The sequence below is a fragment of the Parabacteroides sp. Marseille-P3160 genome (genome assembly GCF_900162725.1).
In the GTDB taxonomy this organism is placed as follows: domain Bacteria; phylum Bacteroidota; class Bacteroidia; order Bacteroidales; family Tannerellaceae; genus Marseille-P3160.
In genome coordinates this window covers 4,312,981-4,339,179 of sequence record NZ_LT799418.1, presented here as the reverse complement: position 1 = coordinate 4,339,179, position 26,199 = coordinate 4,312,981, and the positions used below count along the sequence as shown (strand labels likewise).

Annotated in this window: 13 protein-coding genes; 12 read left to right on the top strand and 1 reads right to left on the bottom strand. The window is 38.8% G+C overall.

Annotated features, from left to right (window positions below):
• Positions 1–22 precede the first annotated feature (22 nt).
• Both BQ8014_RS17400 and BQ8014_RS17395 read left to right on the top strand, forming a co-directional pair.
• Positions 23–1,267, top strand: a complete 1,245-nt coding sequence (locus tag BQ8014_RS17400) for a DUF5000 domain-containing lipoprotein (RefSeq protein WP_080905467.1) — start codon at positions 23–25, stop codon at positions 1,265–1,267.
• Positions 1,268–1,291: 24 nt separating this feature from the next.
• Positions 1,292–2,011, top strand: coding sequence for a DUF4998 domain-containing protein (locus tag BQ8014_RS17395; protein ID WP_080905466.1), 720 nt, complete (start codon positions 1,292–1,294; stop codon positions 2,009–2,011).
• A gap of 191 nt (positions 2,012–2,202) precedes the next feature.
• On the opposite strand, the gene BQ8014_RS17390 is transcribed toward BQ8014_RS17395, so the two are convergent.
• Positions 2,203–6,324, bottom strand: a complete 4,122-nt coding sequence (locus BQ8014_RS17390; RefSeq protein ID WP_080905465.1) for a hybrid sensor histidine kinase/response regulator transcription factor — start codon at positions 6,322–6,324, stop codon at positions 2,203–2,205.
• 389 nt (positions 6,325–6,713) lie between these two features.
• Here BQ8014_RS17390 and BQ8014_RS17385 point away from each other — a divergent pair, with 389 nt between their 5' ends.
• The 10 genes from BQ8014_RS17385 to BQ8014_RS17345 all read left to right on the top strand — a co-directional run bounded on the left by BQ8014_RS17385 (position 6,714) and on the right by BQ8014_RS17345 (position 26,023).
• Positions 6,714–8,471: an alpha-L-rhamnosidase-related protein gene (locus BQ8014_RS17385; protein ID WP_080905464.1), complete on the top strand. Its 1,758-nt coding sequence runs from the start codon at positions 6,714–6,716 to the stop codon at positions 8,469–8,471.
• Positions 8,472–8,979: 508 nt separating this feature from the next.
• Positions 8,980–12,204, top strand: coding sequence for a SusC/RagA family TonB-linked outer membrane protein (locus tag BQ8014_RS17380; RefSeq protein ID WP_080905463.1), 3,225 nt, complete (start codon positions 8,980–8,982; stop codon positions 12,202–12,204).
• Between the two features lie 11 nt (positions 12,205–12,215).
• Complete coding sequence (locus tag BQ8014_RS17375) at positions 12,216–14,117, top strand: RagB/SusD family nutrient uptake outer membrane protein (protein ID WP_080905462.1); 1,902 nt, start codon at positions 12,216–12,218, stop codon at positions 14,115–14,117.
• 40 nt (positions 14,118–14,157) lie between these two features.
• Positions 14,158–17,274 carry a SusC/RagA family TonB-linked outer membrane protein gene (locus tag BQ8014_RS17370; protein WP_080905461.1) on the top strand — a complete coding sequence of 1,039 codons (3,117 nt, stop codon included), beginning with the start codon at positions 14,158–14,160 and terminating at the stop codon, positions 17,272–17,274.
• Between the two features lie 21 nt (positions 17,275–17,295).
• The gene (locus BQ8014_RS17365) at positions 17,296–19,083 is read left to right on the top strand and encodes a RagB/SusD family nutrient uptake outer membrane protein (RefSeq protein WP_080905460.1); all 1,788 of its coding nucleotides are present in this window, start codon (positions 17,296–17,298) and stop codon (positions 19,081–19,083) included.
• Between the two features lie 30 nt (positions 19,084–19,113).
• Positions 19,114–20,211 (top strand): DUF4959 domain-containing protein, encoded by a 1,098-nt coding sequence (locus BQ8014_RS17360; RefSeq protein ID WP_160150118.1) that lies wholly within the window; start codon positions 19,114–19,116, stop codon positions 20,209–20,211.
• A 129-nt stretch (positions 20,212–20,340) separates the two neighbouring features.
• The gene (locus BQ8014_RS17355) at positions 20,341–22,050 is read left to right on the top strand and encodes a hypothetical protein (protein WP_080905458.1); all 1,710 of its coding nucleotides are present in this window, start codon (positions 20,341–20,343) and stop codon (positions 22,048–22,050) included.
• 150 nt (positions 22,051–22,200) lie between these two features.
• Positions 22,201–24,237: a discoidin/SUN/FTP domain-containing protein gene (locus tag BQ8014_RS17350; RefSeq protein ID WP_080905457.1), complete on the top strand. Its 2,037-nt coding sequence runs from the start codon at positions 22,201–22,203 to the stop codon at positions 24,235–24,237.
• Positions 24,238–24,488: 251 nt separating this feature from the next.
• Positions 24,489–24,620, top strand: a complete 132-nt coding sequence (locus tag BQ8014_RS19895) for a hypothetical protein (RefSeq protein WP_139785148.1) — start codon at positions 24,489–24,491, stop codon at positions 24,618–24,620.
• A gap of 224 nt (positions 24,621–24,844) precedes the next feature.
• On the top strand, positions 24,845–26,023 hold the full coding sequence (locus BQ8014_RS17345; RefSeq protein ID WP_080905456.1) for a 6-bladed beta-propeller: 1,179 nt from the start codon (positions 24,845–24,847) through the stop codon (positions 26,021–26,023).
• Positions 26,024–26,199: the final 176 nt, after the last annotated feature.

The following is a 26,199-nucleotide window of genomic DNA, read 5'->3' as shown; positions in this document are numbered from 1 at the left end:
TTCATTTAATAGAATTCATAAAATGAGACAAATAGCTTTAAAATTAGGGGAAAGATTTCTCCTCAGATATATTGCAGGGATTATTATGGTGATCTTGATAACCTCTTGTGATGAAGATCGGGTTGGACAAAATCCAATAGACAGCATACCGCCGTCGTCCATAACCCATGTACAAACAGAAGCCTTGCCCGGAGGAGGTAAAATTTATTATGATTTACCTAAGGAAACGGATATTTCTTATGTGATTTGCGAATATATGTTCAAAGGAGAAAAGAAAATAGTTCGCTCCTCTATTTACAATAATTATTTGATTGTTGAAGGATTGGGAGAGATTGCCCCTTGTGAGTTTACTCTCTATCTGGTAGATCATAGCGAAAATAGATCGGAACCTTATGTAGGTTCCTTTACTCCTTTGGAACCTCCTTACCAAAGTATATTCAAAACAATCACAATGGAGCCCAGTTTCGGAGGTGTAATTATACGGTGGCAAAATGAGACGAATGCATTGATCGGAGCTTTTCTGTATGCAATGGGTGATTCCGGGCAATGGGAAGAGCGGGATTTAGTCTTTTCAAGTGTGGAGGAAGAAAAACGGGCGATCAGAGGTTATGATACCAAAGAACGTTTGTTTGGAGTCAGTTTGCTCGACCGTTTTGGGAACACTACTGATACGCTTATTCTTCCGGCAATTCCGTTATATGAGAAAGAACTGGATAAAAAGAAATTTAAAGACGGCCATTTGTTAGGAGATAATACCACTTCTCACAATGGCCGGCCGATCCAAAACATATGGGACGGGAGTTTAACGGTATTATGGCATACAGTGCCTGATGCCGGATTCACTCCTCCACAAACCTTTACCATTGATCTGGGAGTAGAAGCTCAGTTGAGCCGTTTTATGCTTTGGAGCAGAGGAGAATCATATTATTATAATCAACACAATCTTCGTTATTTTGAGGTATGGGGAGCAAAAGAATTAAGCCACGATATCAATGATACTTATTGGAGCGGAACTGAGTGGCAAAATGAATGGGTAAAATTAGGTGATTTTGAAGTGATCAAACCTTCCGGTCTTCCGTTGGGACAAGTAACGGATGAAGATAAAGCAGCTCAGGATGCCGGATTTGAATTTACATTTGAACAGGGCGTAGGAGAAATACGCTATGTCCGTTTTGTTGTTAAAGAAACTTGGGCAAGGACTGCAGCCATGCATATCAATGAAGTCTCATTTTTCGGTGATGACGGTATAAGAGATGAAGGCAATTAATAATTTATACAAAATACAGAGAAAATGAATAGACATATAATTTCATTCTTTATAGAAAGCATAAAAAAGGGATTACCGGTAATTCTACCCTTGTTCCTTTTGTATATAGTATCGGCTTGTGATAACGTGAACAGTATTCATCAGAAATATTTTGATGAAGGGGAGGATATTTACACCGGAGTTGTCGATTCGCTTAAAGCATATGCAGGATATGAGAAGGTTAGGTTTACGTGGGAAGTTAATAGCGATCCGCGTATCGTGAGTACTGTAATCTATTGGAATCAACGGGCGGATTCTGTTGTTATTGACGTAAACCGTACGCAAAGCGGAAGAATACCCATTACGCATGATCTGACAAATATGGAGGAAGGCAATTATATCTTTGAATTTATTACAAGAGATGATGAAGGACATTTTTCTTTATCTAAAGAACTTACGGTTTTGATATATGGTGATTCTTATGTCCAAACATTGAGGAATAGAAACGTATCTTCTATCACAAAACAAACCGACGGCAGTAGGTTGATCCAATGGGACGCGATTGCGAGCAATGCTATTCAGTATGTCACAGTAATATATAAAATAGGAGATGCCGAGCAATCTATTCGAGTAGAAAATGGAGAAACCCAAACAATTCTTAAGGGGTTGAATACCGGTGATGAAATTCGCATATTTACTACCTATTTGCCGGATGGAGCTTTAGAAACGTTGGACTCTCCCGTAAGAGAATACATTATACCGTAAAGGAAAATCAGTAAAATTAATTTTACAATTGTTAGGTATAATGCTAATGAAAACGATGTTTTTCCGCCTATGATATTTAAGGCTGTTGAATATTGAAACTTGATTACTCCCGCTGATTAATAGATAAATTAGTGGGAGTAATTATTCAAGAGATTAAATTTTCATTCCTGAATTGATAATGAAATAAATATTTATCCTTTATAGTTTTTCGGACTTACTCCGAAATGTTTTTTGAACGCGTTGGAAAAATGGGAATGCGAACTGAATCCTGTCAAATCACTGATTTCGTTAATGGAATATTCACCTTTGAGGATGAGTTCCGCCGCTTTGTTCAATCGGTATATACGAAGAAAATCGTTTGGGGAATAGCCGGTCAAGGCTTTGATTTTTCGATAGAAATTAGTCCGGCTAAAACCTAACTCTTTTCCGAGAACACTGACATTCAATTCGCAATCCGTGATATGATGATCAATGTATTCGTGAAGCTTATGCAAAAACTTTTCGTCAAGAGGGTTTAGCATTAACTGCACCCCTTCTTCGGTCTTGTCATTTTCTTGGTTTTGTGTAATCTTTCCGCTTATGATCGTAGATTTTCTACGCTCAATATTTGCAAAAGTATTTTTTACAATCTCTAATAAAACCTGAGGATTGAAAGGTTTATTCAGGTAGATATCGGCTCCTTGCCGGTAGCCTTCAACAAGATTTTGATCCATTACTTTGGCCGTTAGAATAATGAAAGGAATGTGACAAAGTTCGGGATCATTCTTTATTTTGCCACAAAATTCATAACCGTCCATGTTCGGCATCAGGACATCACTCAGAATAACATCTATATTTTCTTCTTTTGTTTTGCGGTATCCGTCTAAGCCGTCAACTGCTGTGAGGACATGATAGTCCGGTGTTAGTAAGTCTGATAAGAAGCGGAGAAGATCCGCATTATCTTCTACTATTAGGATCGTTTCCGTATGAAGACTGTTTGGCTCTTGCCCTTTTTGATTCTCTTTCACCTCTTTATCGGTCGTTGCAATATCTATCGTTGCATCCGTCGTGTTCTTTATTTCTGAGTTTTGTTTAATCTGCTGTATGTCATATAAGTTTTTGTCGATAGGGATGATAAAGCTAAAGATCATCCCTTTTTCTTTGCCCAATTGTGCACAAATGGCTCCTTTATGCTTTTCGACTAATTTTTTTGCATAGTTCAAACCTATTCCTTTTCCTGAAATCGATTTGAGTGAAAGATCCTTCCCTTTAAAACGCTGGTATCTCTCAAACAGATGTTCAAGGTCGGATGGATTCATGCCGATTCCGTCATCGATCACTTTTACCTGTATATATCGGGAGGAGGTAGTCTCTAATTTAAACGGCTCATCAACATGCTCCGTCAGAAAAACTTCAATCGTTACATGTCCTTGATCCGGAGTGTATTTAAGGGCGTTGGATAATAAATTACTTGTGATTTTCGAGAACGCATCCGCATCCACCAGAACGAATAAAGGACCTTTAGGGAGATCCAAACTTATCTCTATATTCTTCTCATGTGCATAATAAGAGAAGCTGTTGACAAGTTTTTCTGTGAGACTTACGATATCCGTTTCCGTGACAGACAACGTTAAACTATTACTCTCCATTTTTTCAAAATCCAACAGTTGATCGATCAACCTTAATAAATACTCTACATTAGAATTAACCAATTGTAATAAATAGAGAGCATTTTGTGGGGGTTCTTTTTTATCGATCAGGCTCTTCACCGGGCCGTAAATCATGCAGAGCGGGTTTCTAAGTTCATGAGAGATGTTGGTAAAGAAACGTATTTTCATCTCGCTCATTTCCTTTTCGTTACGGCGTTCCTTCTCTATCAGTGCAATACGTTCGGCATCTAATTTCATTCGGATGTAGATGCTGATAGATAGATATACAAGATACAAGGTTGAAATGATATAGATCAGGATTGCAGGCGCGCTGAGCCAGGGTGCCGCTTTTATGGTAATATGTAGCTTAGTGGGGGTGTTGCTCCAGATGCCGTCGGGGCCCTGTGCTTTGACCTCAAACGTATATTCACCTGCCGGCAGGTTGGAATAGGTTGCCCGCCGGTAATCACCTACCTGGTTCCAATCTTTGTCAAAACCAATTAACCGGTAGGCGTAGTTTATTTTCTTGGACGAATTGAAATCGATACCGGCATAGTCGATACTGAAAACATTTTGTTTATGATTTAATATAATGGATTCCGTTTGTGAAAGTTGTTTTTGCAGGACGCTGTTTTTCAAGCCGATACTTTCGCTAACATGCAGTATTTTTAAATCTTCCAGGATAACCGGTATGGGAGTCGTTTCGATTTCTATGTTCTCCGGATTAAAATAGGTAATGCCATGGTTTCCTCCAAAATAGATTTCTCCCGATTTCGATTTTAATACGCTTTTTTCATGAAATTGGTTTCCTCCGATCCCATCTACTTCATAATAGTTAAAGAAAGTATAGTTTGTCGGATTAAACTTGGAGATTCCATAGGAGGTACTTAACCAGAGATTCCGTTTGCTGTCATTCACGATGGAAAGCACATCATTACTCGCCAACCCATCCTTCGGAGAATAAACTCTAAAGCTGTCGGTCCGGGGAGTATATTGTGTGGTTCCTTTGCCATAGGTTCCGATCCATATATCCGAATTGTCATTTTCAAATAAGAAAATGGTCCGATTGGAGAAGGAGAGGAGCTCTTTATTGGAAGACAACGGCCGGATCATCCGGGTTTTTTGGGGATCTATCATGTAAATGCCGTCATCATAAGCCGAGAATAACATCTTACCGGATTTTAACCGGATAATATGTGTTATATTATTCCATGAGCGATTATTTAACTTTAATTTTATGGGATTTTTACCCTGTAAGATGTCATAAATCGTAATACCGTCGGAGTCGGAGCCTACCCAGAGTCGCCCAATGTCATCTTCCGCCATTGATACGACATCGCTTATCGTCGGATAAACCCGGTAAGAAACGACCTTTTCATCCTTCAACTGGCAATGAATCAGTGTTTTATTGTATCCTATCCAAAGATTGCCTTTCGAATCGACAAAGAGGGATTGGATCAGATTATTGTTTGAATGCGTGAGTGGTTCAAAATTAGAACTGTTGTAGACTCTTACTTTTTTTGTCTGGTTATTATAGTAGATAAAACCGTTATACCGGGTTCCGAGCCAGAGATTCCCGGCAGGATCTTCCGCAATACGAGTGACGAATATCCCGTCAAAGATAGAATTCAGGATTCCGTCTTTATTAAACCGGTTGGGAGTATTCGGTTGTAAAAAATATCCTTTATCGAAGGTACCTACCCATAAATTATTCTTAGAGTCGGTATAGCAACAAGTGATCTGCCGGGATTTGTTATCTATAAAGTAGTTCTGTTCGGTCGCTTTTACTATTTTATCTGAAGAAAGCAGGTAAATGAACAATCCTTTGTCTTCTGTTCCGATCAAAAGTGCCGTGGAATCAATCGGATGAATCACAGTTACACGTAACCTGGATAAGACGTTTTGCTGTTTTTTTATGAAAGCTGGCTGATTCACCTTCTTGGTAGCCGGATTGATTACCAAAATTCCGTTATTGGTACCAAACCAAATTTCTCCGTTTCTATTTTTGTAGGAGCAATAAATCTCCATGGCTGGAGGGATCGGCATTTGTTCGAATATGGATAGGTTTTTGTCCGAATAAGAGATGCTTTGCCCGATACGCCCTCCAATCCAGATTTGTGAATAGTCATCCTGGATAGCTGTCGTGACAATGAAAGAGGAAGATCTCGAATATCTTGTGATTTGTAGATTCTCTTTGTTTATTTTCTTGATGCCATTAAAACCATAGACTAAGAGTTGGTTATCAGCCGCTATGAAGCCATATTCAAAAGGTTGGCTGTCAGTCATGTCTACATAATGGCACAGAGAGAAATCATTTGTATCATAATTATAGCGGCAGGCTCCTTTGTCGGTTGTAATCCATAATTGCTTGTCCGCATCCAAGTAGAGATTTGTAATAAAATCGGAGGGAAGGCTGTTTTTCTTTCCCTGGATATTATAGTAGTGCACGTATTCATATCCATTATAACGGCACAGCCCTTTTGCCGTAGCGATCCACATATAACCGAATTTATCTTCTGAGAACCCGTTGATATGCTGGTTGGAAATGGAGTTTTTGATGATGTAATTCTCATTATTTTGGCCTGCTGCCCGGAGAATGGAGAAGCAATACAACAGAAAAAAGCATAAAACTATTTTTATGAAGAATGCTTGTTTTTGTAGATGGATTAGAATCAAAGACTTCATCAAATTTCGGATTTGTGGTTACCCCAAAGATAAAATTATTATTTCATTTGGTAATATTTGTAGATATATTATTCTGTTGAATCAGGTTTCGTTCATTTAGCAACTGTTTTTAAATTTTCCGCAAGCATTTGAAGAAAGGTCATTTTTTTATTCGCTTATTAACTGAAAAAATGATAGTACTGAATAATTTCAGTCATAACTATGAACGAATGGATTCACAACTATGAATGCGCACAGTCATAGTTATGAATTTTTTACAGCATTTTCGATATTAATTGGAACAAATCCGATACTTCTTGAAACATCTCATACAATAAAAATCATTGAAGGGACTTACGTTTGCAGAACGTTATATATTACCAATTGTAAAATACAAAAATGAAACACGAATGAATGTGAAAAACCTGTTTCTTCGATTATTTGTCTTGCTTGCGACATTTTCTTTGACCTCATTTTCCCAGAATCCGATTAGCGACACCGCTGTGCACGATTCCTGGCAGAAGGATGAACGGACAGTCAGTTATATCTCTCCGGTTCGGATTCTTTGGACCTCCGATCAGACAGGCAATGGAGTTAAATCCCCGGAAAATTTATTAAGGCCTTTTTCCGGCCAGGTGGCGGTAAGTTCAAATAAATGCTGTGTCTTAAGTACGATTAAATCCGATTCGGCCGGGATTCTATTGGATTTCGGAAAAGAATATCAAGGAAGTGTACAAATCGCGGCTGCAATAAGGGAGGTGAAACAAGCCGTTCGTGTCCGTGTCCGGTTAGGAGAATCGGTTAGCGAGGCGATGAGTGAAGAAGGATCGACTGCGACGAATGAGCATGCCGTAAGGGATTATGTTGCCTATGTCCCTTGGCTCGGAACGGTAGAAGTAGGTGAATCCGGTTTCCGGTTTGTACGGATTGATCTATTGGACAAAGGAGTGGAGCTACCTTTGATTGCTGTCCGTACGGCTTTTAAATATCGGGACATTCCTTATATCGGCTCTTTCCATTCCAGTGATGAACGGCTGAATCAGATATGGAAAACCGGTGCCTATACCGTGCATTTAAACATGCAAGATTATTTATGGGATGGCATTAAGCGGGATCGATTGGTTTGGTTGGGAGATTTGCACCCTGAAGTCATGACGGTCAATACGGTTTTCGGAGCACAGGACGTAGTGAAAAAAAGTCTTGATTTTGGGAAAAACGATACACCTCTACCCGGATGGATGAATGGGATGTGCTCTTACTCACTTTGGTGGCTGATTATCCAACGGGACCTGTATTTATATCAAGGAGATCTGGCTTATCTGCGGGAACAGCAGGAATATGTGAAAGGACTTGTCTCCCAGATTATCCGGAATATAGATGGCAATAAAGAAAACCTGCAAGGGGGTGGGCGTTTTCTGGATTGGCCTACTTCGGAGAATCCGAAAGTAATTCATGCCGGTTTGCAGGCTTTGACTTTGATGAGTATGGAAGCGGGAGAGGAGATAGGAAATTGGTTGGGAGACCGGGAGCTTGCCGATAGTTGTCAGAAGGCCGTCCAAAGATTGAGGCTCTATAGACCTAAACATCAAGATAATAAGCAAGCAGCGTCCTTATTGGCTTTATCGGGATTGTTGGATTCTAAAATCGCTGATGGAATCGTTTCTCGTAAAGGAGCGGAAGGCTTCTCCACTTTTTACGGATATTACATGCTCGAATCCTTGGCCCAAGCCGGAAATTATGAAGATGCGATGCAAATTATTTCCGATTACTGGGGAGGAATGCTTGATTTGGGAGCGACTACCTTCTGGGAAGATTTGACTTATAGCGATTTGAAGAAAGCGGCTCGAATTGATGAAATCGTACCTCCTGGAAAATACGATATCCATGCAGACGGTGGGGCGTATTGTTATGTCGGTTTACGACATAGTTTTTGTCATGGTTGGGCTTCCGGTCCTACGTCTTGGCTGAGTCGGTATGTATTGGGGATACGCCCTTTGGAGCCGGGATTCAAAAAAGTGGAAATCAGGCCCCATTTAGGTAAATTGGAATGGGCGGAAGGGACCTTCCCGACGCCATATGGCGTTATCAAGGTGAGGCATGAACGTCAGGCGGATCAAACGATCAAGACCGAAATAGATGCCCCTGACGGGATTGTGGTAGTGAAATAATTTTTTTTTCATATTTGGAACATAGGTGATAGAATTTGGATAATATAAGCAAACTTGTTTGAGTAAGGATGAATAGTTTTGAAATGAAAACAATTATTGTTGAATATAAAAAACCGGATTTGCCTTAAGTGAGAGGTAGAGTATAAAGCCTCTTATAGTTTTTACTGAGTTAATCTATTTTATTAGTGATTTATTATTAATTGATACGTATGAATAACCATTATTTATTAGTTGAAATTCTACTTTTAATCTTTCCGAGGGCTTTAACTTTAGCTTGTTACGAAAATGATAAAAAAGATCGTGCTCCGGATTTTGGGAATGATATGGAAGCGGGATATTGTGATGGACAATTGTTTTGTCATAAAAGATGCCGGTCGATAATTTATCCTGTTTTGTGAAGTGATTTTTGGGAAATCGATGGAAAAGAGGGAAGCCAAGTCATGGTCGCGGCAAAACAATGGCTTACATAGGTGAGCAGGTGTGAAAATGTTAATCAAAATTATAATATATGAAAAACGATACTGCAAATAGTAAAATAAGCAATCGTAAAAAACCGAATTTGAGAGGGAACGTTATTTTATCTCTCTTGTTGTTAATCAATATAGGATTGCTTTCGGCTAAAGTGATTCCCGATACACAGAAAGATTCCCAAACTAAATACATTGTTTCGGGGAATGTTTCTGATCGGGGCGGAAATCCGCTAATCAGCGTGAGTATTGTAGAAAAAGGATCGGTTAATACTTCATTGTCGGATATGGATGGGAATTACAGCATAGCCGTAAGTTCTTCTTCCGCTATCTTGGTTTTTAAGTATATCGGCTTTGTGCAGAAAGAGATATTGGTGAAAGAGGCCAAGAAAATCGATGTGGTATTGGAGGAAGATATTCAAAGCCTACAGGAGGTGGTAGTTGTAGGTTATGGAACGCAAAAGAAAGAATCTATTACAGGTGCCATCTCATCAGTCTCTGTGACTGATATCAAAAGGAGTTCTGCTCCAAGGTTGGAAAATGCATTAGCTGGTCGTATTTCCGGTCTATCTATCATGCAGAGTGGAGGAGGGCAACCCGGAAAAGATGGAGCAACGATGTTTTTACGGGGTGCGGCAACCACAAATGGGACAAGTCCGCTTATCATGATTGATGGAGTTCCTCGGGATAATATCAGTACAATAGATCCAAATGAAGTTGAATCGATCTCGGTGTTGAAAGACGCTTCGGCAACGGCCGTTTTCGGAGTTCGTGGAGCAAATGGCGTTTTAATGATTACTACTCGTCGTGGTCAGGAAGGGAAAGCGAAGCTAAATATTAGTGCAGAGCAAAGTTTTACCTCTTTTACGAGGACACCAGAAAGATTACATTCGGTAGAATATCTGAATATGCGTAATCAAGCCTTAAAAAATGACGGTTTATCACCGGCTTTTAGTGAAGAAATCATTGCGAAATATGAGAATCCATTAATCGGATTGGATCCGAATGATCCGGATTACTCTCAAAAAGCTTTAGAGAGACAGTATATGTATCCGGATCACAATTATTATGATGAGTTGATTAAAGAATATACTCCCCAGACACGTATCAATGCAAATATTTCGGGGGGGACGAAGAAAGTTTCCTACTTTATGAATGCGGGCTATATCCATCAGGGAGGGAATCTAAATACAGAACCTAAATCTTTTTTAGGATATGACCCCTCTTCAAAAATGGACCGGTATAGTTTTCGTGCGAATTTGGATTATAAGATTTCAAAGACCTTGACCTCCTATCTGAATATCGGGACGTATATTGAGAAAGTCAATATGCCCTATGTCGGAGGAATGTATGGAGATGACTCCAACTGGATGATGCGCGATTTACTCTATCAAGCTACGACGATTTTACCAATTACCCCTGGTCCTACTACTATTGCAGGGTATGGTATTGAACCGAATCTTGTAGTGGATCCGGGTTACTTGGACCGTTCTGCTTTTGAAGTAATGAATAGGCGCGGATATCAAAATGAAACACGTGCTAATTTGAATTCAACGTTCGGACTCAATTGGGATTTAAGTACGATCATTACTCCGGGTTTAAGTATTAAGGGGATGATTTCGTATGACTCCTATGCCTATACAAGATTACAAGGAGGGAAAACCGAAAAATTGTATTTAGCGGACGTAAACTATGATACCGACGAATTATCCTACGCTGTAAAACGTCAGGATGCTAATTTGCTCTCAATGTCTCGAAACGCAGCATCTCAATACAATATTAATCTTCAAGGAAGTATTAATTATGATCGTATTTTTGGTAAACATCATGTGGGAGCAATGTTTTTAGCCCAAAGAGATAATTGGGAGAAAACAAATGGTGATCTTCCTTATAATATGGTTGGGATGGCCGGACGGGCAACCTATAATTACGATAGTCGGTATTTTGCAGAAGTAAACTTAGGATATAACGGTTCGGAACAGTTCGCTCCTTCTACTCGTTTTGGTTTTTTCCCAGCATTCTCTGTCGGTTGGGTCCTTAGTAATGAGGCTTTTTTTAAGGACAATGACTTTATCACCTTCTTAAAACTTCGATTTTCAAATGGACGTGTCGGTAATGATAAGATGGGAGATTCTCGTTTCCTTTATTTAGACAATATCACGATGGGGAATGGCCCTTTAGGAAGTTTAGGTTTAGGTAAAGGGGTGTCTCAAGGATTATTAGGAAATTATAACCTAAGTTGGGAAGTCGCTGACAAGAGGAACTACGGAGTTGATTTTCAATTGTTGAAAGATCTGTCCGGTTCTTTTGATATTTTTACTGAAAACCGGAGTAAAATTTTAAGGACCCGCCAAAGTGTTCCTTCTTTCCAAGGCGTTTCGTTAAGCAATATTCCCAAGGCAAATATTGGTAAAATCGATAATCGCGGATATGAAATAGAGCTATCATACAGTAAAGCGTTCAACAAGGATCTATCCTTTATCTTCAAGGGAAACTACGGATACAATAAGAATATAATAAAATTTGTGGATGAACCAATACGGGACGAAACGTATGCGTATCGGTATCGGACCACGGGGTATTCAATTGGACAAAATTGGGGCTATTTGATTGATTGGGATTCTGAAGGAAAAGGTTATTGGACTTCGGAGGAAGAAATCAAAAACAGTGGTTTAACCTATGATTTCGGAAGCCCACGAGTCGGAGATTTTAAATATAAAGATGTGAATGGGGATGAGGTTATCAATGACAAAGATGTATCTCCGGTTGGCTATTCTTCTACGGTACCCCGGATTAACTATGGACTTAATTTATCCGTGAATTATAAAGATTTTGATTTTAGTATCTTTTTCCAAGGGGTTGGAAAATATTCAAGACAATATTCATCTCAAAATGTGTATGAAAATATCAAAGAAGGTACTTATTATGGATATCATAAACAGGCTTGGACCCTGGAGCGTTACCAGAATGGAGAGAAGATCACTTATCCGGCTTTGAGTACTCAGACAACCGTCAATCACGTAGCTAATGATTTTTTCATTATGGATTGCTCCTTTATTCGGCTAAAAAACATGGAAATAGGATATACACTTCCCAAATATATATTGAAACCAATAGGAATTAGTTCCCTGCGGGTTTATTTAAGTGGGCAGAACCTGATCACTTGGGATCATATGCGTGCGGATCATTTAGATCCGGAAAAAGTAGATCCGATCGGGTACCCTATTACCAAGATGATGAATTTTGGATTAAATATTAACTTTTAAAATGGATTATTATGAAGAATTTATTTAATAGGATATTCATTATATGTACCGCTTTATCTTCTATTTTATTCGTATCCTGTTCAGATACCTTAGATCAAGCGCCGGATGGGAAAATATCGTTAGATGATGTCTTTGCCGACAATGATAAAGTAGGTGCTTTCCTAAACTCTTGTTATGACTATATACCTACACAGGGAACCCGGTACTATTTTTGGAGTAGAGGACCGGTGGTTTGGAGCGATGAAGCATGGGATACGGATGCAGAAGCGGAATCCGGACTGATGGCAGGAAGGATGTATAATGGAAACGCTTCGGCATCAAGTCATCCGATTACAGATATTAGTAGCGAGGGTGGAAACGGAGTTTATTGGGATCGATATTGGGCTGTAATCCGGAATTGTTCTATGTTTATTGGGCGGATTGAAACAGCGACTGTAAAGAGTGATACCGATCGGAAGAGATGGAAAGCGGAGGCTCATCTGTTGAGAGCTTTTTATTATTCCGAACTTCTTCGCTGGTTTGGTTGTGATCTTCCGATAGAAAGGGAAGTGTATGACTGGCAACAAGACTTTTCTACCGTTACAAGGAACAGCTATTATGAAATCGTAAAGTTTATACTTGAAGATTGTGACGTGGCCTTGAATACCTCTGAACTACCCTGGAGAATTACCGAGAGTTCCGAAAAAGGACGGGTGACGAAGGCTATGGCTGAGGCTGTTAAATCCCGGATGATGCTTTATGCTGCTTCTCCATTATATAATCAAGGCCAAAATTATTGGGCAGAAGCCTATTCGGTAAATAAAACATCGTTGGAAAATTTGCGAGCTAAAGGATATGAATTATATAATAAAATCAACTATCCTCAAACTTACTTGGTAACAGATGCTTTTTTACCGAATGAAAAAGCTGCAATTTATAATGAATATTTTACTCAAAATGTACAATATTCATCCAATTCGGTAGACAAGGAAACTATTTATATGCAAAAAGACGGACAGGGGAATATTTGGGATATTGATGGGATAGGTGCTCAGGATGGATATAAGTCAGGGACTTGTCCTTCCCAGGAATTAGTAGATGCATACGAAACAACAGATGGAGAACCAATTCTTGATTTGGCTAATCCCTATAAAGATGAACAACATATTCTGCCGAATTATAATCCTAAAAATACATTATATGATCCGGAAACCCCCTATGAAAACAGAGATCCCCGGTTCTATGCATCCATTTATTACAATGGATCCGCAAGAAAAGCATTGTTTGGTTTTACAGAGACGCCGGATTCTCCGGAAAATTATTTTGCACCTTTAAGTGGAAATCGGATTCGTTATATTATGACTTATGTTGGGGAACCTCAAACAGGAATTGATGGCAGTAAGCGGAGCGCGACCCGTACAGGATATTATGAGCGTAAGTTTTTACATCCGTTTGCCGGAAATGATATTCCGGTGGCTGGTGCTCAAACAAAAACATTCCGTTTGGGAGAGATTATTCTCAATTTTGCAGAAGCTGCTGCAGAGACCGGTCATTTGGACGAAGCGCGTTCCGCTGTCAATGAAATCAGAGCACGGGCGGGAATGCCGGCTCTTCCGGAGGGCTTATCCCAAAACGAAATGATTCTTCGTGTTCGCCAGGAAAGAAGAATAGAATTGGCTATGGAGGGATTCCGCTATTTTGATGTACGTCGTTGGTGTACTCCTACCGGAGATCTGGCCAAGACGGACCAGTGGATTACAGCAATGGAGATTACCCGGGTGGCAGCAAATAGATTTACCTACAAGCGACGTCCGGTAAGATCAACGGAACGCAAATGTTATACAAATAAATACCTGAAGGTTCCTATTCCTTTAAATGAAGTAAACCGGATGGTTTCTATTACAGGTGAGAATTGGCAGAATCCGGGTTGGTAAGTAGTTACAGGATCAAGATAATTCATAAAGGAAAAATAAGATGAAACATAAAAATATAATTTATATAATTGAAGCACTCTTTTTGTTCTTCGCTTTTATTGGAGGTCTAAGTGCACAAGAGGAGTCGTTGACAACAACCGGAGTGGTGAAAAATGAATTTGGAAAACCACTGCCCGGAGTCGTTGTCAGCACTGATAGAGAAGAGAATCAAACGACAACGAATGAAGAAGGAGCTTATTCCATCTTGGTCAATGATGGAAGCAAACAGCTGGTTTTTTCTTACTTGGGCTATTCCGATAAGAAAGTGGAGATCGGAACAGAATCCTTAAAAAATGTCGTACTCCAATTTGATCCTTATCAGTTGGACGAAAAAATAGACTTAGGTTATTCGATCCAACGTAAAAAGGATATTTCCGGATCGATTTCGACTGTGACCGGAGAGGAATTGCTCCGATCTCCGGTGAATAATATTAGTCAATCCTTAGCCGGACGATTGCCCGGTCTTTATACGAAAGAGACTTACTCAGAACCATCGAGAGCAACGACCAGTCTTTATGTGAGAGGAATTAATAATTCTCATGGCAATGAGGCAACTGTCGTGGTGGATGGAATTGTGGTGGGTTATAAGCCAAGTCAAACTTTAGATTACATTACCGCCGCGGAAATAGAATCCATATCTGTATTAAAAGATGCTGCTTCCCAAGCTCTTTATGGAATACAAGGAGGAAATGGAATTATTGTGATCAAGACAAAACGGGGAACGCCGGGTGACCTACGGGTGAATGTACGTTTAGACGCCTCTGTCCAGGAAGTAACTACTACTCCTGTCTTTATTAATTCGGCGGAATATGCACAACTAAGAAATGAAGCAGCTTATAATGATGGATTTGGGAAAAATTACTATTATTCGGTGGAACAAATTGAAAAATATCGTTCAGGAGAAGATCCTAATTTATATCCTAATACAAACTGGTATGATTTGTTCTTTAAAAAACAGGCTCTGACACAACGAGCCGGAGTAGATGTAACGGGAGGAAGTGATAAAGTAACTTATTTTTCGAATATTAATATATTGCATCAAGGTAGCCAGTTTAAAACAGATCAGGAAGACTATAATTCAAGTCCGAATTTCTTTTGGGCCAATTTCAGATCTAATATGGATGTTAAGTTAAATTCGTATTTAAGTTCGTATTTGAATTTAAGTGGTAATATCAAAAGAGAGCGTGTCCCGGGTGGGGGAACTTTTGGCGGAGATTTATATTCATCGTTGTTTAATATGCCTTCTTCCGTTTATGGCCCGGTAACTCCGCAAGTGACAGACCCTGTTACCGGAGAAATCACGGATGAGGGAGGGGCGGTTATTACGACAGACAAAGTGGGAAATCCAACTTATGGTACATTGAATAGATCGGGGTATACCAATCATACGGTCACGAATATCTATGCACAATTCGGACTAAAACTTGATTTGAGTTTTCTAACTAAGGGTCTAGATGCTTCGGGAATCATCGGGTATCAAACAAACTCGGTCAATAGTACTACAACTACTCAGAGCTATGAACGTTGGATGAAAACTACTGACCCGGAAGATTTTTCGTTTATAAAAAAGGGGTCAGAAACAAATACACCTCTTAGCTATGGCAAAGGTTCTTCTTTCTACTATCATTTAACCTATAAAGGAATGATAAATTATAAGAGAAATTTTGATAAACATCATATCGGGGCAATGGCTTATTTCTTTTATCAGGATCTGATTAAGTCAGATACCGGTTCTCCCGCAAATCTTCCATACGATCGGGTGGGTTCAGGTTTTGAAGCAACCTATGATTATGACAATCGATATTTACTTAAGTTTGATGTAGGTTATTCCGGATCGGAACAATATGCCAGAGGAAGTCGCTATCTTGCCACCCCTGCCGTATCTGCGGCCTGGATTCCATCCAATGAGTCTTTCTTCAAAGAGATCGGTTGGCTCAGTTTGTTGAAATTGAGAGCTTCCATTGGAAAAACAGGAAATGACCAGTCCGACTTGAATCGTTTTTCTTATTTAGATAATATTACCGTATCCGGAGGAGGAAATATAGGTTCTCTCCAATGGACGACCAATGAGTCTCAAAAAGCAAATCCCTATATCTCGGCGGAAGTAATTAAAAAGCAGAATTATGGAATAGATTTTGGTATTTTTAACTCGCTTAACCTTTCTGTAGATGTGTTTAAAGAACGAATGGACAATATGATTGTTAATCCGGCCTCTATCATACCCTCCTATCAGGGTATTCCCTTGAATTATTATCCAAGTACAAACAGTGGTTCTTTTGAAAATAAAGGTTATGAAATAGAGCTTAATTATGAGAAAGAAGTTGATAAAGACTGGACGATTCGTCTCGGCGGCTTCTTCAGCGATGCGAAAAATAAACAAATCAATACTTATGAAGCGGAGAAAGGGGAAGAGTATGTATATCGTCATTGGAATGATGGCTTTCCGGCCGGACAGGTCTTCGGCTATTTAGTAGATTATAGTAATGGGAATGGTTTTTTCAACTTTCAAGGAGAAATTGACCATAGTGGATTAACGTATGCAATGGGAACTCCCAGAGTGGGTGATCTGAAGTATAAAGATCTGAATGGGGACGGACGTATTGGTGAAGAAGACAAAGCACCGCTTGGTACGGGTACTGTACCCCGTCAGTACTATGGTATTTCCGGAGGATTCTCCTATAAATCATTTGATGTGAACTTTTTGCTGCAAGGTGTGGGTAAATGGGAATCAGTATTTACCGGTACGGGAGTATGGGAAAATCAATTGGATGGCATATATGGTTCGCTGCATCGGAATGCATGGACGGAAGAGCGATTTGCCAATGGAGATAAGATCACGTCTCCTGCATTGTCCCTATCCAAATCCGTAAATCATGAATGGTCTGATTACTACCTGTATGATAGATCTTATTTGAGATTTAAAAATCTGGAAATCGCCTATACTTTGCCGTTAAAAGTTTCAAAACGGATTGCTGCAAGCCGGATAAAAATAATACTGAGTGGGCAGAACTTACTGACTTGGGATCACATGAAATCGGATGATTTTGGTCCGGAAGGGAGTTATACGTCACTTCCTGTATACAGGGTGTATAATCTCGGAGTAAATATTCAGTTTTAATTTAATAAATAATGAATAATCATGAATATATATTTTAATATAAAAAAGCAAATTGTGCTGTCAACGATCCTCCTTCTTAGCTGTTTAACAATTGCTTGTAATGATGAGTTGGATTTACAGGCGGATGGTCGTATTACAATGGATCAAGTATTTAAAGACAGGAACTATACAAGGGGATATCTGAATGCTTGTTACGGATATGGAGCTGGTATTTCTCTCTGGCGCTCTGTTCGTTGTGATGAGGCGGAAGATGCGAGTATGAGTATAGGAGGAGCAACTATTTCGACATGGTATGATGGTGCAGTCACTGCACAAAATTATGGTAGTTATTCTTCTGATGGAGATCCATGGAGTAATTTATATCAAGGAATCTATAAGTGTAACGTATTTCTTGAAAATATTCAAAATTATACCGGACTTGCTTTTGGTGATGAGGTAGAAGGCTGGAAAGCGCAAGCGCATACCCTTCGGGCACTTTATTATCTTATGCTTATCAAACGTTATGGGGATGTACCTTTATTTGATAAACCGGTCGAAACAGATCATGATTTCACTCAGGATAAAAAAGCAAAGTTTTCTGAGATCGTAGAGTTTATTATTGACGATTGCCGGGCCGCTTTAGCCACTCCGAATACACAAGATGCTTTTTCATGGAATATCTATGAAAATCAGTTTAATATTATGCATCGGGCGGTTCCTTATGCAATCATGTCGGAAGCGATTACGTATGCCGCCAGCCCGCTATGGTCAGACGGTACTTATACTTGGGTCGATGCGACTGAAATTAATAAGGAAGCATTATCAGCTCTCTTGTCTAATGATTATAAGTTATTTAATATCCAGCCGGATCCGACGATCGCTCAAAATGCATATGCCTTGTATTTTTTTACGGATGCAAATGATCGGCGATCCGTGGATAAAGAAACGATTTTGCAACGAGGGGGGAAAATGTCCATTTGGAAAGATGCCGGAATGCCTTCGACTGCAAGTATGACCCAATCAGGTGCGAATCCTACACAGGAACTGGTCGATTGTTATGAAATGGCTGCGACTGGAGAATTGCCTATTCTCGGTTATAGTGACGCTTCTCATTTAAATCCTATTATTAATACAGAATCAGGATACGACCCCCTGAATCCATATGAAGGACGTGACCCCCGTTTCTATGCATCCATTTATTATAATGGAGCGACTCGTTATTTAGATCAACCAAACGGGAAGAAGGTCGCAACCTATACCGGAGGAGCAGAGGATCTTTCGGCAACTGATAGAAGGCATACCAGAACCGGATATTATTTGCGTAAGTTCAATAACTATAAATCTGCTCAAAACAATGAATTGGATGGAGCCATCCGCTTATTTCGTCTGGCAGAGATTTATTTGAATTTTGCAGAATCAGCTTATCAGGCATATGGACCTGATCAGGTAATTTCCTTAGGCTCAAATTTGAATATGAGTGCACGAGATGCCGTAAATGCTATTCGAAAACGGGCAGGAATGCCTGACTTACCTATCGGTTTGACTAAAGAAGACTTCGAACGGAGATATCGCAATGAACGCCGCGTTGAGTTGGCTTTTGAGGAACATCGTTTCTTTGATGTTCGTCGTTGGAAGATTTTGGAAAACACAGATGGACTCGTTTCCGGGATGAAAATTACAAAAAATGGAGACAATTATATTTATGACCGCTTTGCTTTCGAGAATCGCAAATCGAACACAACAAGATTCTTGAAATATCCAATTAATCAAACGGAGGTAGATAAAATATTCGGTTATACGGGAACAGATTGGCAAAATGAAGGTTGGTAATGCCATATAATCAATTAAAACAGTAACATGATGAAAAAACATATTTTATTTCTGATGCTCGTCTCGCTACTTGCGTTTTCTTGTAAAGATGATGATGACAACAAGGGTTTTGTAGATCCGGTAGCGAATGTAACAACTAAACCATTCATTGGTTCTGTTATATTAAGTTGGACTGATCCTATAAGTGAAGATTATTATTATACCTTAATCTCTTATAAAAATGCAGAGGGTGAAACGGTTAATAAGAAAGTGAGCCGCTATAGTGCGGATTCAACCGGTCTCACCACAGCGACCATCAGTGGATTCACAGATGTAAATGAATATTCATTTTCGCTGACAGCTGTGAGTTTTGAGGGAGCCAAGTCTTCTCCGGTAACCGTTTCCGGTATTCCCCAAAATACGAATGAGGCTAAAGACTATGTTCTTGGAACAGTCTCTGTAAAACCTGCTAATATGGGGGCAACCATATCTTGGGAAAATATATCGGGGGTTGGGGTAAATTTGTCTCTTTCCTATAAAGATCAAAATGGAGTAAATCAAAATCTCGGAGTTGATGCGAGCCAGACCGGGTCAACAATGATCACAGGCCTCCTTGCAAAGACAAATATTACAGTTAGTGCACAGAATGCTTCGGGAGGTGATAAATCGGAAATTGCTTTGGCTGTTGAACCTAAAATAGATCCGGATGATTTGATCGATCCTTCTGTTGAATATCTTACCTTTAAAGCTTCAGGTACTCGTTTGACAATCAGTCAACCAAATGTCTATAATCCGTTGTATGAATATAAAATAATAACAACTGCCAACGACCCCTATATAGCTACGAATGGATTGAAAAAAGCGAAAGTAGGCACAATGTTGGTCTTCAGATATAAAACAACAAGCGAATTTACTTTGGAACTTTACTGGTGTAATTCCGGAGGTGGAGCAGCCGGAGGACGTTCGACACGGGTTACTGTACCTAAGAATCAAAGTGGAGACTGGGAAACCTTTACTCATGATTATTCTGCGGACATGAGCACCCACAAATGGGCCGGTAGTATTGGTGATTTTGTACGATTTGACTGTGGGGATAGTGGTGGAGTCACAATTGAAATAAGAAATATAAATTTCCGCGTAGCTCAATAAAGGAAAGAATCGGTTAATCAGTTTGATTTTATAGAACCAGAAAGGATGTCCATAATATAAAGAGATAGAATGTCCATAAAAGCAAGAAATCATGTCACTTCTATAGCCTTTTTGTTAATATTTGGGCTTATGAGTGTAACAGTATTCTCCCAAACCCCATCACTCGGAGGAAGCGATGGGTTAGGGAGAGTACTTCCTCAAAATGAACAAACGGGAGATCTGAAAGATAATCGACAGGTTGCTCTGTTTTACTTTTTATGGCAAGGGGACCCCTCTTCCAAAACTTCAGAACGTTACTGGGATTTAGATATATTGTATAGAGAGCATCCCGAGGTTTTCGAAGATGCCGACCATCCGGCTTGGGGTGGAGGAACCGGAAAATATTATTTCTGGGGAAAACCGATCTACGGATATTACCGAGGAGATGATTATTGGGTACATCTGAAGAATATTCAATTATTAACCGATGCCGGCGTCGATCTGTTAGTGATCGATGCAACGAACCGCATTACTTATTTTAATCAGGCGAAAACCTTGATGCAAGCGATGCAAGCCATTCGTGGGCAAGGCTATAACCCTCCTAAAATAGCCTTTTATACCAATACGGTCTCAGGAGATGCGATGCAGGAAATTTATGATTCGTTCTATAAAGAAGATGCAGCTTTCAGAATGCAGGATTGTTGGTTCTACCTGGATGGGAAACCATTGATCATTGGCATTTCGAAAGAAGCTGAAAATAGAAACTATAAGGATTTTTTCACGATCAGGGAATCGCAATGGCCAACAGTCCCTCAACAAGCGAATGGATGGCCTTGGATTGAATTTAAACGACCACAACCTGTTTATTTTAATCAGGAAGGAGAGAAAGGAATTATCAATGTATCGGTTGCCCAACATCCGAATCCCGGTGCCGGGATGGGAGGGTCCGCCTTTTATGGAAATAAAGATAATTGGGGAAGAAGTTATCGGAAAGGGCATCCGGCGATAGATCCGGAGAAAGACATTTTGTACGGATTCAATTTTCAGGAACAATGGGATGTTGTACATCAGCAACAGCCTCTTTTGGTTTTTGTCACCGGATGGAATGAATGGATTGCAGGGAAATGGCCAAGTCATGACAATAACCCTGAGCACTCTTGGTTCTGTGACCAGGCGAGTCCGGAATATAGCCGGGATATCGAACCTACATTAACCGCTGGTTTGCAGGATCATTACTATATGCAGTTCGTGCAGAATATTCGTCGCTACAAAGGAGTAGCGCTCTTACCTTTATTAAGCGAGAAAAAAACGATTCGACAATTTGGAGACTGGACGGATGTTTTACCTGAATATACGGATTATACAGGAGATGTTTTACGTCGGGATCATCCCGGAGCGGAATCGGAACCATTAGTTAACTATACTAATGAAACCGGGCGCAATGATTTTAAAATGATGAAAGTCGCGAGAGATAATAAGAATGTTTATTTTTACGCTCAAACCGATCGACCTATTACTCCTTGTACCGGAGAGAATTGGATGACTTTATTTATTGATATAGACCGTTCGCTTCAAACAGGATGGAATGGTTATGACTTTCGGGTCACTTCGGGTAATAGTCTGCAATATTTTGCTGAAGGCGAGTGGGTGATTCTTGCCACGATTGATTTTCAATTGGAAGGGAATGAACTGATGATAACAGTGCCTAATAAGCTCTTGGGGATTGCTGATTCGGATCTGTTAAATTTTGAATTTAAATGGTCTGATAACAGACAATCGGATGATCCGATGGATTGGTATATCAATGGAGATGCTGCTCCTGGCGGGCGATTCAATTTTGTAGTCAGATCCTCTACTTAATTAATATGCTTATTATTAGTTATATATTAGATCAATTATGAAACGAGCATGTAAATAACTATCTACATCAAAGGCGATGAATCAAAGATCGGCCTTAGTCCAATAAAACGTACATTGAGTTCCAGGCCCACCTATAAAGTCAATATTCGTATGAAAATACAATATTTAATATTATTCTTCCTTTTACTTATTTCAGCTTGCTCTAAAACTTCAAAAATAGACCAAAGCTTAGCTTTATCCGGTAATAATCAGGCGGAATTAGAAACAGTTCTAAAACATTATTCTAATGCTCAAGATCTACTAAAGCTCAAGGCTGCTAAATTTTTAATTGAAAATATGATTTATAAATATAGTCTTGATAGTGAGTCGATGTCTTCAAATCAACCGTATTATGATGCATTGGAAGATTATAGAATCAAAAAGGGACGCTATGGAGAAGAAGGATTATATATAGTCTGCGATAGCGTTCGGGATAATTATTCAGATCAAATAAAACCTACGCCAACCTATTCCTCTGACTTGACTCGAATTTCCGCTCAATTCCTTATAAATCATATAGACCGCTCATTTGATGCATGGAAAAGACATCCTTGGGCTAAGGATATTGATTTTGATCTGTTTTGCAATTACATTTTGCCCTATAAATCAGGAAATACATATTGGGAAGATGCATATCCGTATTTTGAGAACTTTTACAATAAATTGACTGAATCCTTGCCATGCAAGACAAAAGCAAAGATGAGTGAATATATTGAGGCTAATATCAAAGGTGATTATACTGCTGATGGAACCTTTTTCAGAGAATTTTACCCCTTTTTAACCCCAATGAGTATTCAAAATGCAATTAAAACAAAATTAGGAGAGTGTTATGATATAAATTGCATTTGTGTAACCGCTCTACGTTCAATGTCTGTACCTGCCGTTATTAACATGGTCCCTCTGTGGGGAAATTCAAATGATCGTCATTTTTGGACAGAAATCATTGGCGATACCGTTAAGGCATTATACAATAATACACAAATAAAATATACAAATACGTTAGAAGAAACCGTTAACGATATGTTTTGGTTTAAATATAGTTTTTCAGATTCAGATACTATTTCTTCAAAAATATCTATACAAAACTGCCGTACCATTCCAAAGGTCTTCAGAGATTGTTATGCCATACAAGAATCCGGCTTGTTTTATAATGCGACAGAAGAGATCCCACCATTTTTTAAAAATCCCGGCTTAAAAGATATAACCTCTCATTACATCCAATCAACAAACATAAATGTTGATTTATGGAATATTAAAACGAATTCAAAATATGCCTATTTATGCTGCTACAGTCCTAATGAACAGGGCTGGACTCCTGTTGCTTGGGGTAAAACTAAAAGAAATAAAGTGACCTTTAAGGATATGGGTGTTAATATACTTTATTTGCCGGCTTATTATATGGAAGGGAAAATTGTTCCGGCCGGCATTCCATTTATCCTGACAGAGAATGGTGATGCCAGATTATTGACAGGCAATCTTTCACCTCATCAAGATATCATTTTATACAACAAGGTACCCTACCGCGGGCATACGCTATATTATGCAAAGAATATGGTGGGATGCAAATTTCAAACAGCAAATAAAGCAGACATGTCCGATACAACGACTATTTATGAAATAGACAAAATACCTTTTTATGAACAAAACATTGAAATAAAACAAACGATGCCTTCCCGTTATGCCATTTACAAATTTGATAGAGAGATGCACCGGTTCATTGCCGAATTGGAATTTTGGGGTAAAGATGACAATGGAGTAGATGTAAAATTAACCGGAAAAATGATAGGTAATAGGAGCTTTCATCAATATAACCGTGAAAAAGCGATAGATGGAGATCGGGTGAGTTATTTTTTTAGTATTCCTCAGGAAGAGACATATATTGGTTTCGACTTTGGAAAACCTTACCGGATCAATCGAATAAAATTTAGTCCAAGAAGCGATGATAATGGGATTGTCTCAGGTGAACTCTATGAATTATTTTATTGGAAAGGGGGCTGGATTTCATTAGGGAAACAAGTGGGGAGGGAAGATCATACTCTTATTTATAAGAATATACCTAAAGATGCTTTATTACGGATTCATAATCATACGAGAGGTAAAGAACACAGGCCTTTTACCTATGAAAACGGGAAACAAATATGGTTGTAAGATAAAACAAGAATTGGGTTGACGTTTTTTACTTATTACCCATTTAGTTTAAAACAACAAGGGAAAAAGGACGGGCAATTGTCGCCGCCGAAAACAGAGACAATGCCACCCGCCCTCACTCCCTTCTAAAAAGAAAGGAGATGCGCGACAAAAGTAGAAATTAAATCTTGAAATCTCGTCAGATTTTGTTCTGTTGAAATGATAAATACAGAATAAAAAACAAAGTTATTCACTATTAAATTTTTTTTATTATGAAAAAGAAAATTGTTGGCGGTATCGCTGTTTTAGCAATAGCTGCTGTGGCAGCGTTTAATGTAAATCTGAATGCACAAGAAGAGCGTTTATCCAACATAAGCTTAGCAAATCTGGAAGCACTTGCGTAAAATGAGAATGGAGAAGATCGTCTTTATGAAACAAAAAGAACTGATATAATTGAAGTTTGGGATGATCAATCACAAACATATAAGAAAGTAACTGTTACGATTTGCGAAGGCAAAGGTTCTTTAGAATGTTAAAATGAATTCATAGATATCTGGGAATATAGATATTCTCAGATATTTATTTCGAAGCAATTAATACTACAAATATCACTTTAAATTATTTTCTTATGCTACAAAAAACACTTAAAACATTTTTCCTGTTTTCTTTTATTTTTTATTCCTGTCAAAATAATTCTAATAACCAAGAAAGTGAAATACAAGAAACAAGAAACATAACAGTAAACATTCATAACCTCGATCAAAAGCTGGATTTTGATGATTTTTTCGAATATTCACATCATGTTATTCTTCAAACGACGGACAGTTCATTAATCTCAAAAATAGAAAAACTCCAATTAAGAAATAGTAAGTATTATATTCTGGATCGATCGCAATCAATTCTCTTATTTGACTTTACCGGAAAATTCATTCGAAGTTTTAACCATAAAGGGCAATCAGGGACGGAATATATAGGCGCAAACGATATGGAGGTGGATGATAATGGCGATATCTATGTATGTGATTTTTCCGGAAGTAAAATTATAAAATACAATGAAAAAGGTGTTTTTTTGGAAACTATTAAAATTCCTGTACAAACAAATTCATTCAAGTTACTATCTCAAGGCAGGTTTGCTATAAATCTCCAAAATGGTTCGAGTAACAATTCCGCAGAAACCTGTTACAACTACCATTGTTTCCAAAATGGCCGGTTTATCTGCCAGGCCATTCCGTTTAATAAGCATTTAAAAGGTTATAGCTATACTTATGGTTATGGGAAATCTTCTTTTTACAGCTATGGTGGGAAAATATACACAACTAGTACATTTAATGATACTATTTATGCCATACAAGAAAATGGATGTCTAAACCCCTTTGTCAGATATGACTTTGGGCAAAAAAGGCTTCCTCTTCAATCTTCGGCGAAAGAGGCAAATGAATATATGGAAAGAGTACGGTTAGGGGAGGCAGTTTCAAGCCTATATCATTTCTGTATGTTTGGCGATTATCTGTTTGTGTCTTATGATTATCAAAATCAGGGAAATTACATTATTTCAAAAGTAAATGAAACGCCAGTCTATATCGGTAAATTTAAGTCGGATAAAAACGGATTGTACATAATACCTATTATTTATTTATCGGACGCGCCTGTCTATCAATTCGCTACAATTGTAAATGCAGAAAGCTTCGAGTTTATACTTAAAAGGAATAAAAAAGTTCCGGGATGGATACATGAAATTTCCAAGTCGGTTGAAAAAGAGGACAACCCAGTATTAATATTTTATAAATGGATTTATCATACTACATAAACTATCAGAAGTTTTGCCAGACAAAACAGAAAGAAGGTGATACTGTAACAACCGGGATTCTTTGAAATTTCCCCCGCCCCCTCCTAAAAGAAAGGAGGATGCCGGGCAAAAGTAGAAATTAAATCTTGAAATCAGTTGATTTCGTTCCGTTGAAAGGATAAATACGAAACAAAAGA

Excerpts from the sequence above, each read along its gene's own strand:
- BQ8014_RS17400 (WP_080905467.1), top strand. The coding sequence starts at position 23 with ATGAGACAAATAGCTTTAAAATTAGGGGAAAGATTTCTCCTCAGATAT.
- BQ8014_RS17395 (WP_080905466.1), top strand. The coding sequence starts at position 1,292 with ATGAATAGACATATAATTTCATTCTTTATAGAAAGCATAAAAAAGGGA.
- BQ8014_RS17390 (WP_080905465.1), bottom strand. The coding sequence starts at position 6,324 with ATGAAGTCTTTGATTCTAATCCATCTACAAAAACAAGCATTCTTCATA.
- BQ8014_RS17385 (WP_080905464.1), top strand. The coding sequence starts at position 6,714 with ATGAATGTGAAAAACCTGTTTCTTCGATTATTTGTCTTGCTTGCGACA.
- BQ8014_RS17380 (WP_080905463.1), top strand. The coding sequence starts at position 8,980 with ATGAAAAACGATACTGCAAATAGTAAAATAAGCAATCGTAAAAAACCG.
- BQ8014_RS17375 (WP_080905462.1), top strand. The coding sequence starts at position 12,216 with ATGAAGAATTTATTTAATAGGATATTCATTATATGTACCGCTTTATCT.
- BQ8014_RS17370 (WP_080905461.1), top strand. The coding sequence starts at position 14,158 with ATGAAACATAAAAATATAATTTATATAATTGAAGCACTCTTTTTGTTC.
- BQ8014_RS17365 (WP_080905460.1), top strand. The coding sequence starts at position 17,296 with ATGAATATATATTTTAATATAAAAAAGCAAATTGTGCTGTCAACGATC.
- BQ8014_RS17360 (WP_160150118.1), top strand. The coding sequence starts at position 19,114 with ATGAAAAAACATATTTTATTTCTGATGCTCGTCTCGCTACTTGCGTTT.
- BQ8014_RS17355 (WP_080905458.1), top strand. The coding sequence starts at position 20,341 with ATGAGTGTAACAGTATTCTCCCAAACCCCATCACTCGGAGGAAGCGAT.
- BQ8014_RS17350 (WP_080905457.1), top strand. The coding sequence starts at position 22,201 with ATGAAAATACAATATTTAATATTATTCTTCCTTTTACTTATTTCAGCT.
- BQ8014_RS19895 (WP_139785148.1), top strand. The coding sequence starts at position 24,489 with ATGAAAAAGAAAATTGTTGGCGGTATCGCTGTTTTAGCAATAGCTGCT.
- BQ8014_RS17345 (WP_080905456.1), top strand. The coding sequence starts at position 24,845 with ATGCTACAAAAAACACTTAAAACATTTTTCCTGTTTTCTTTTATTTTT.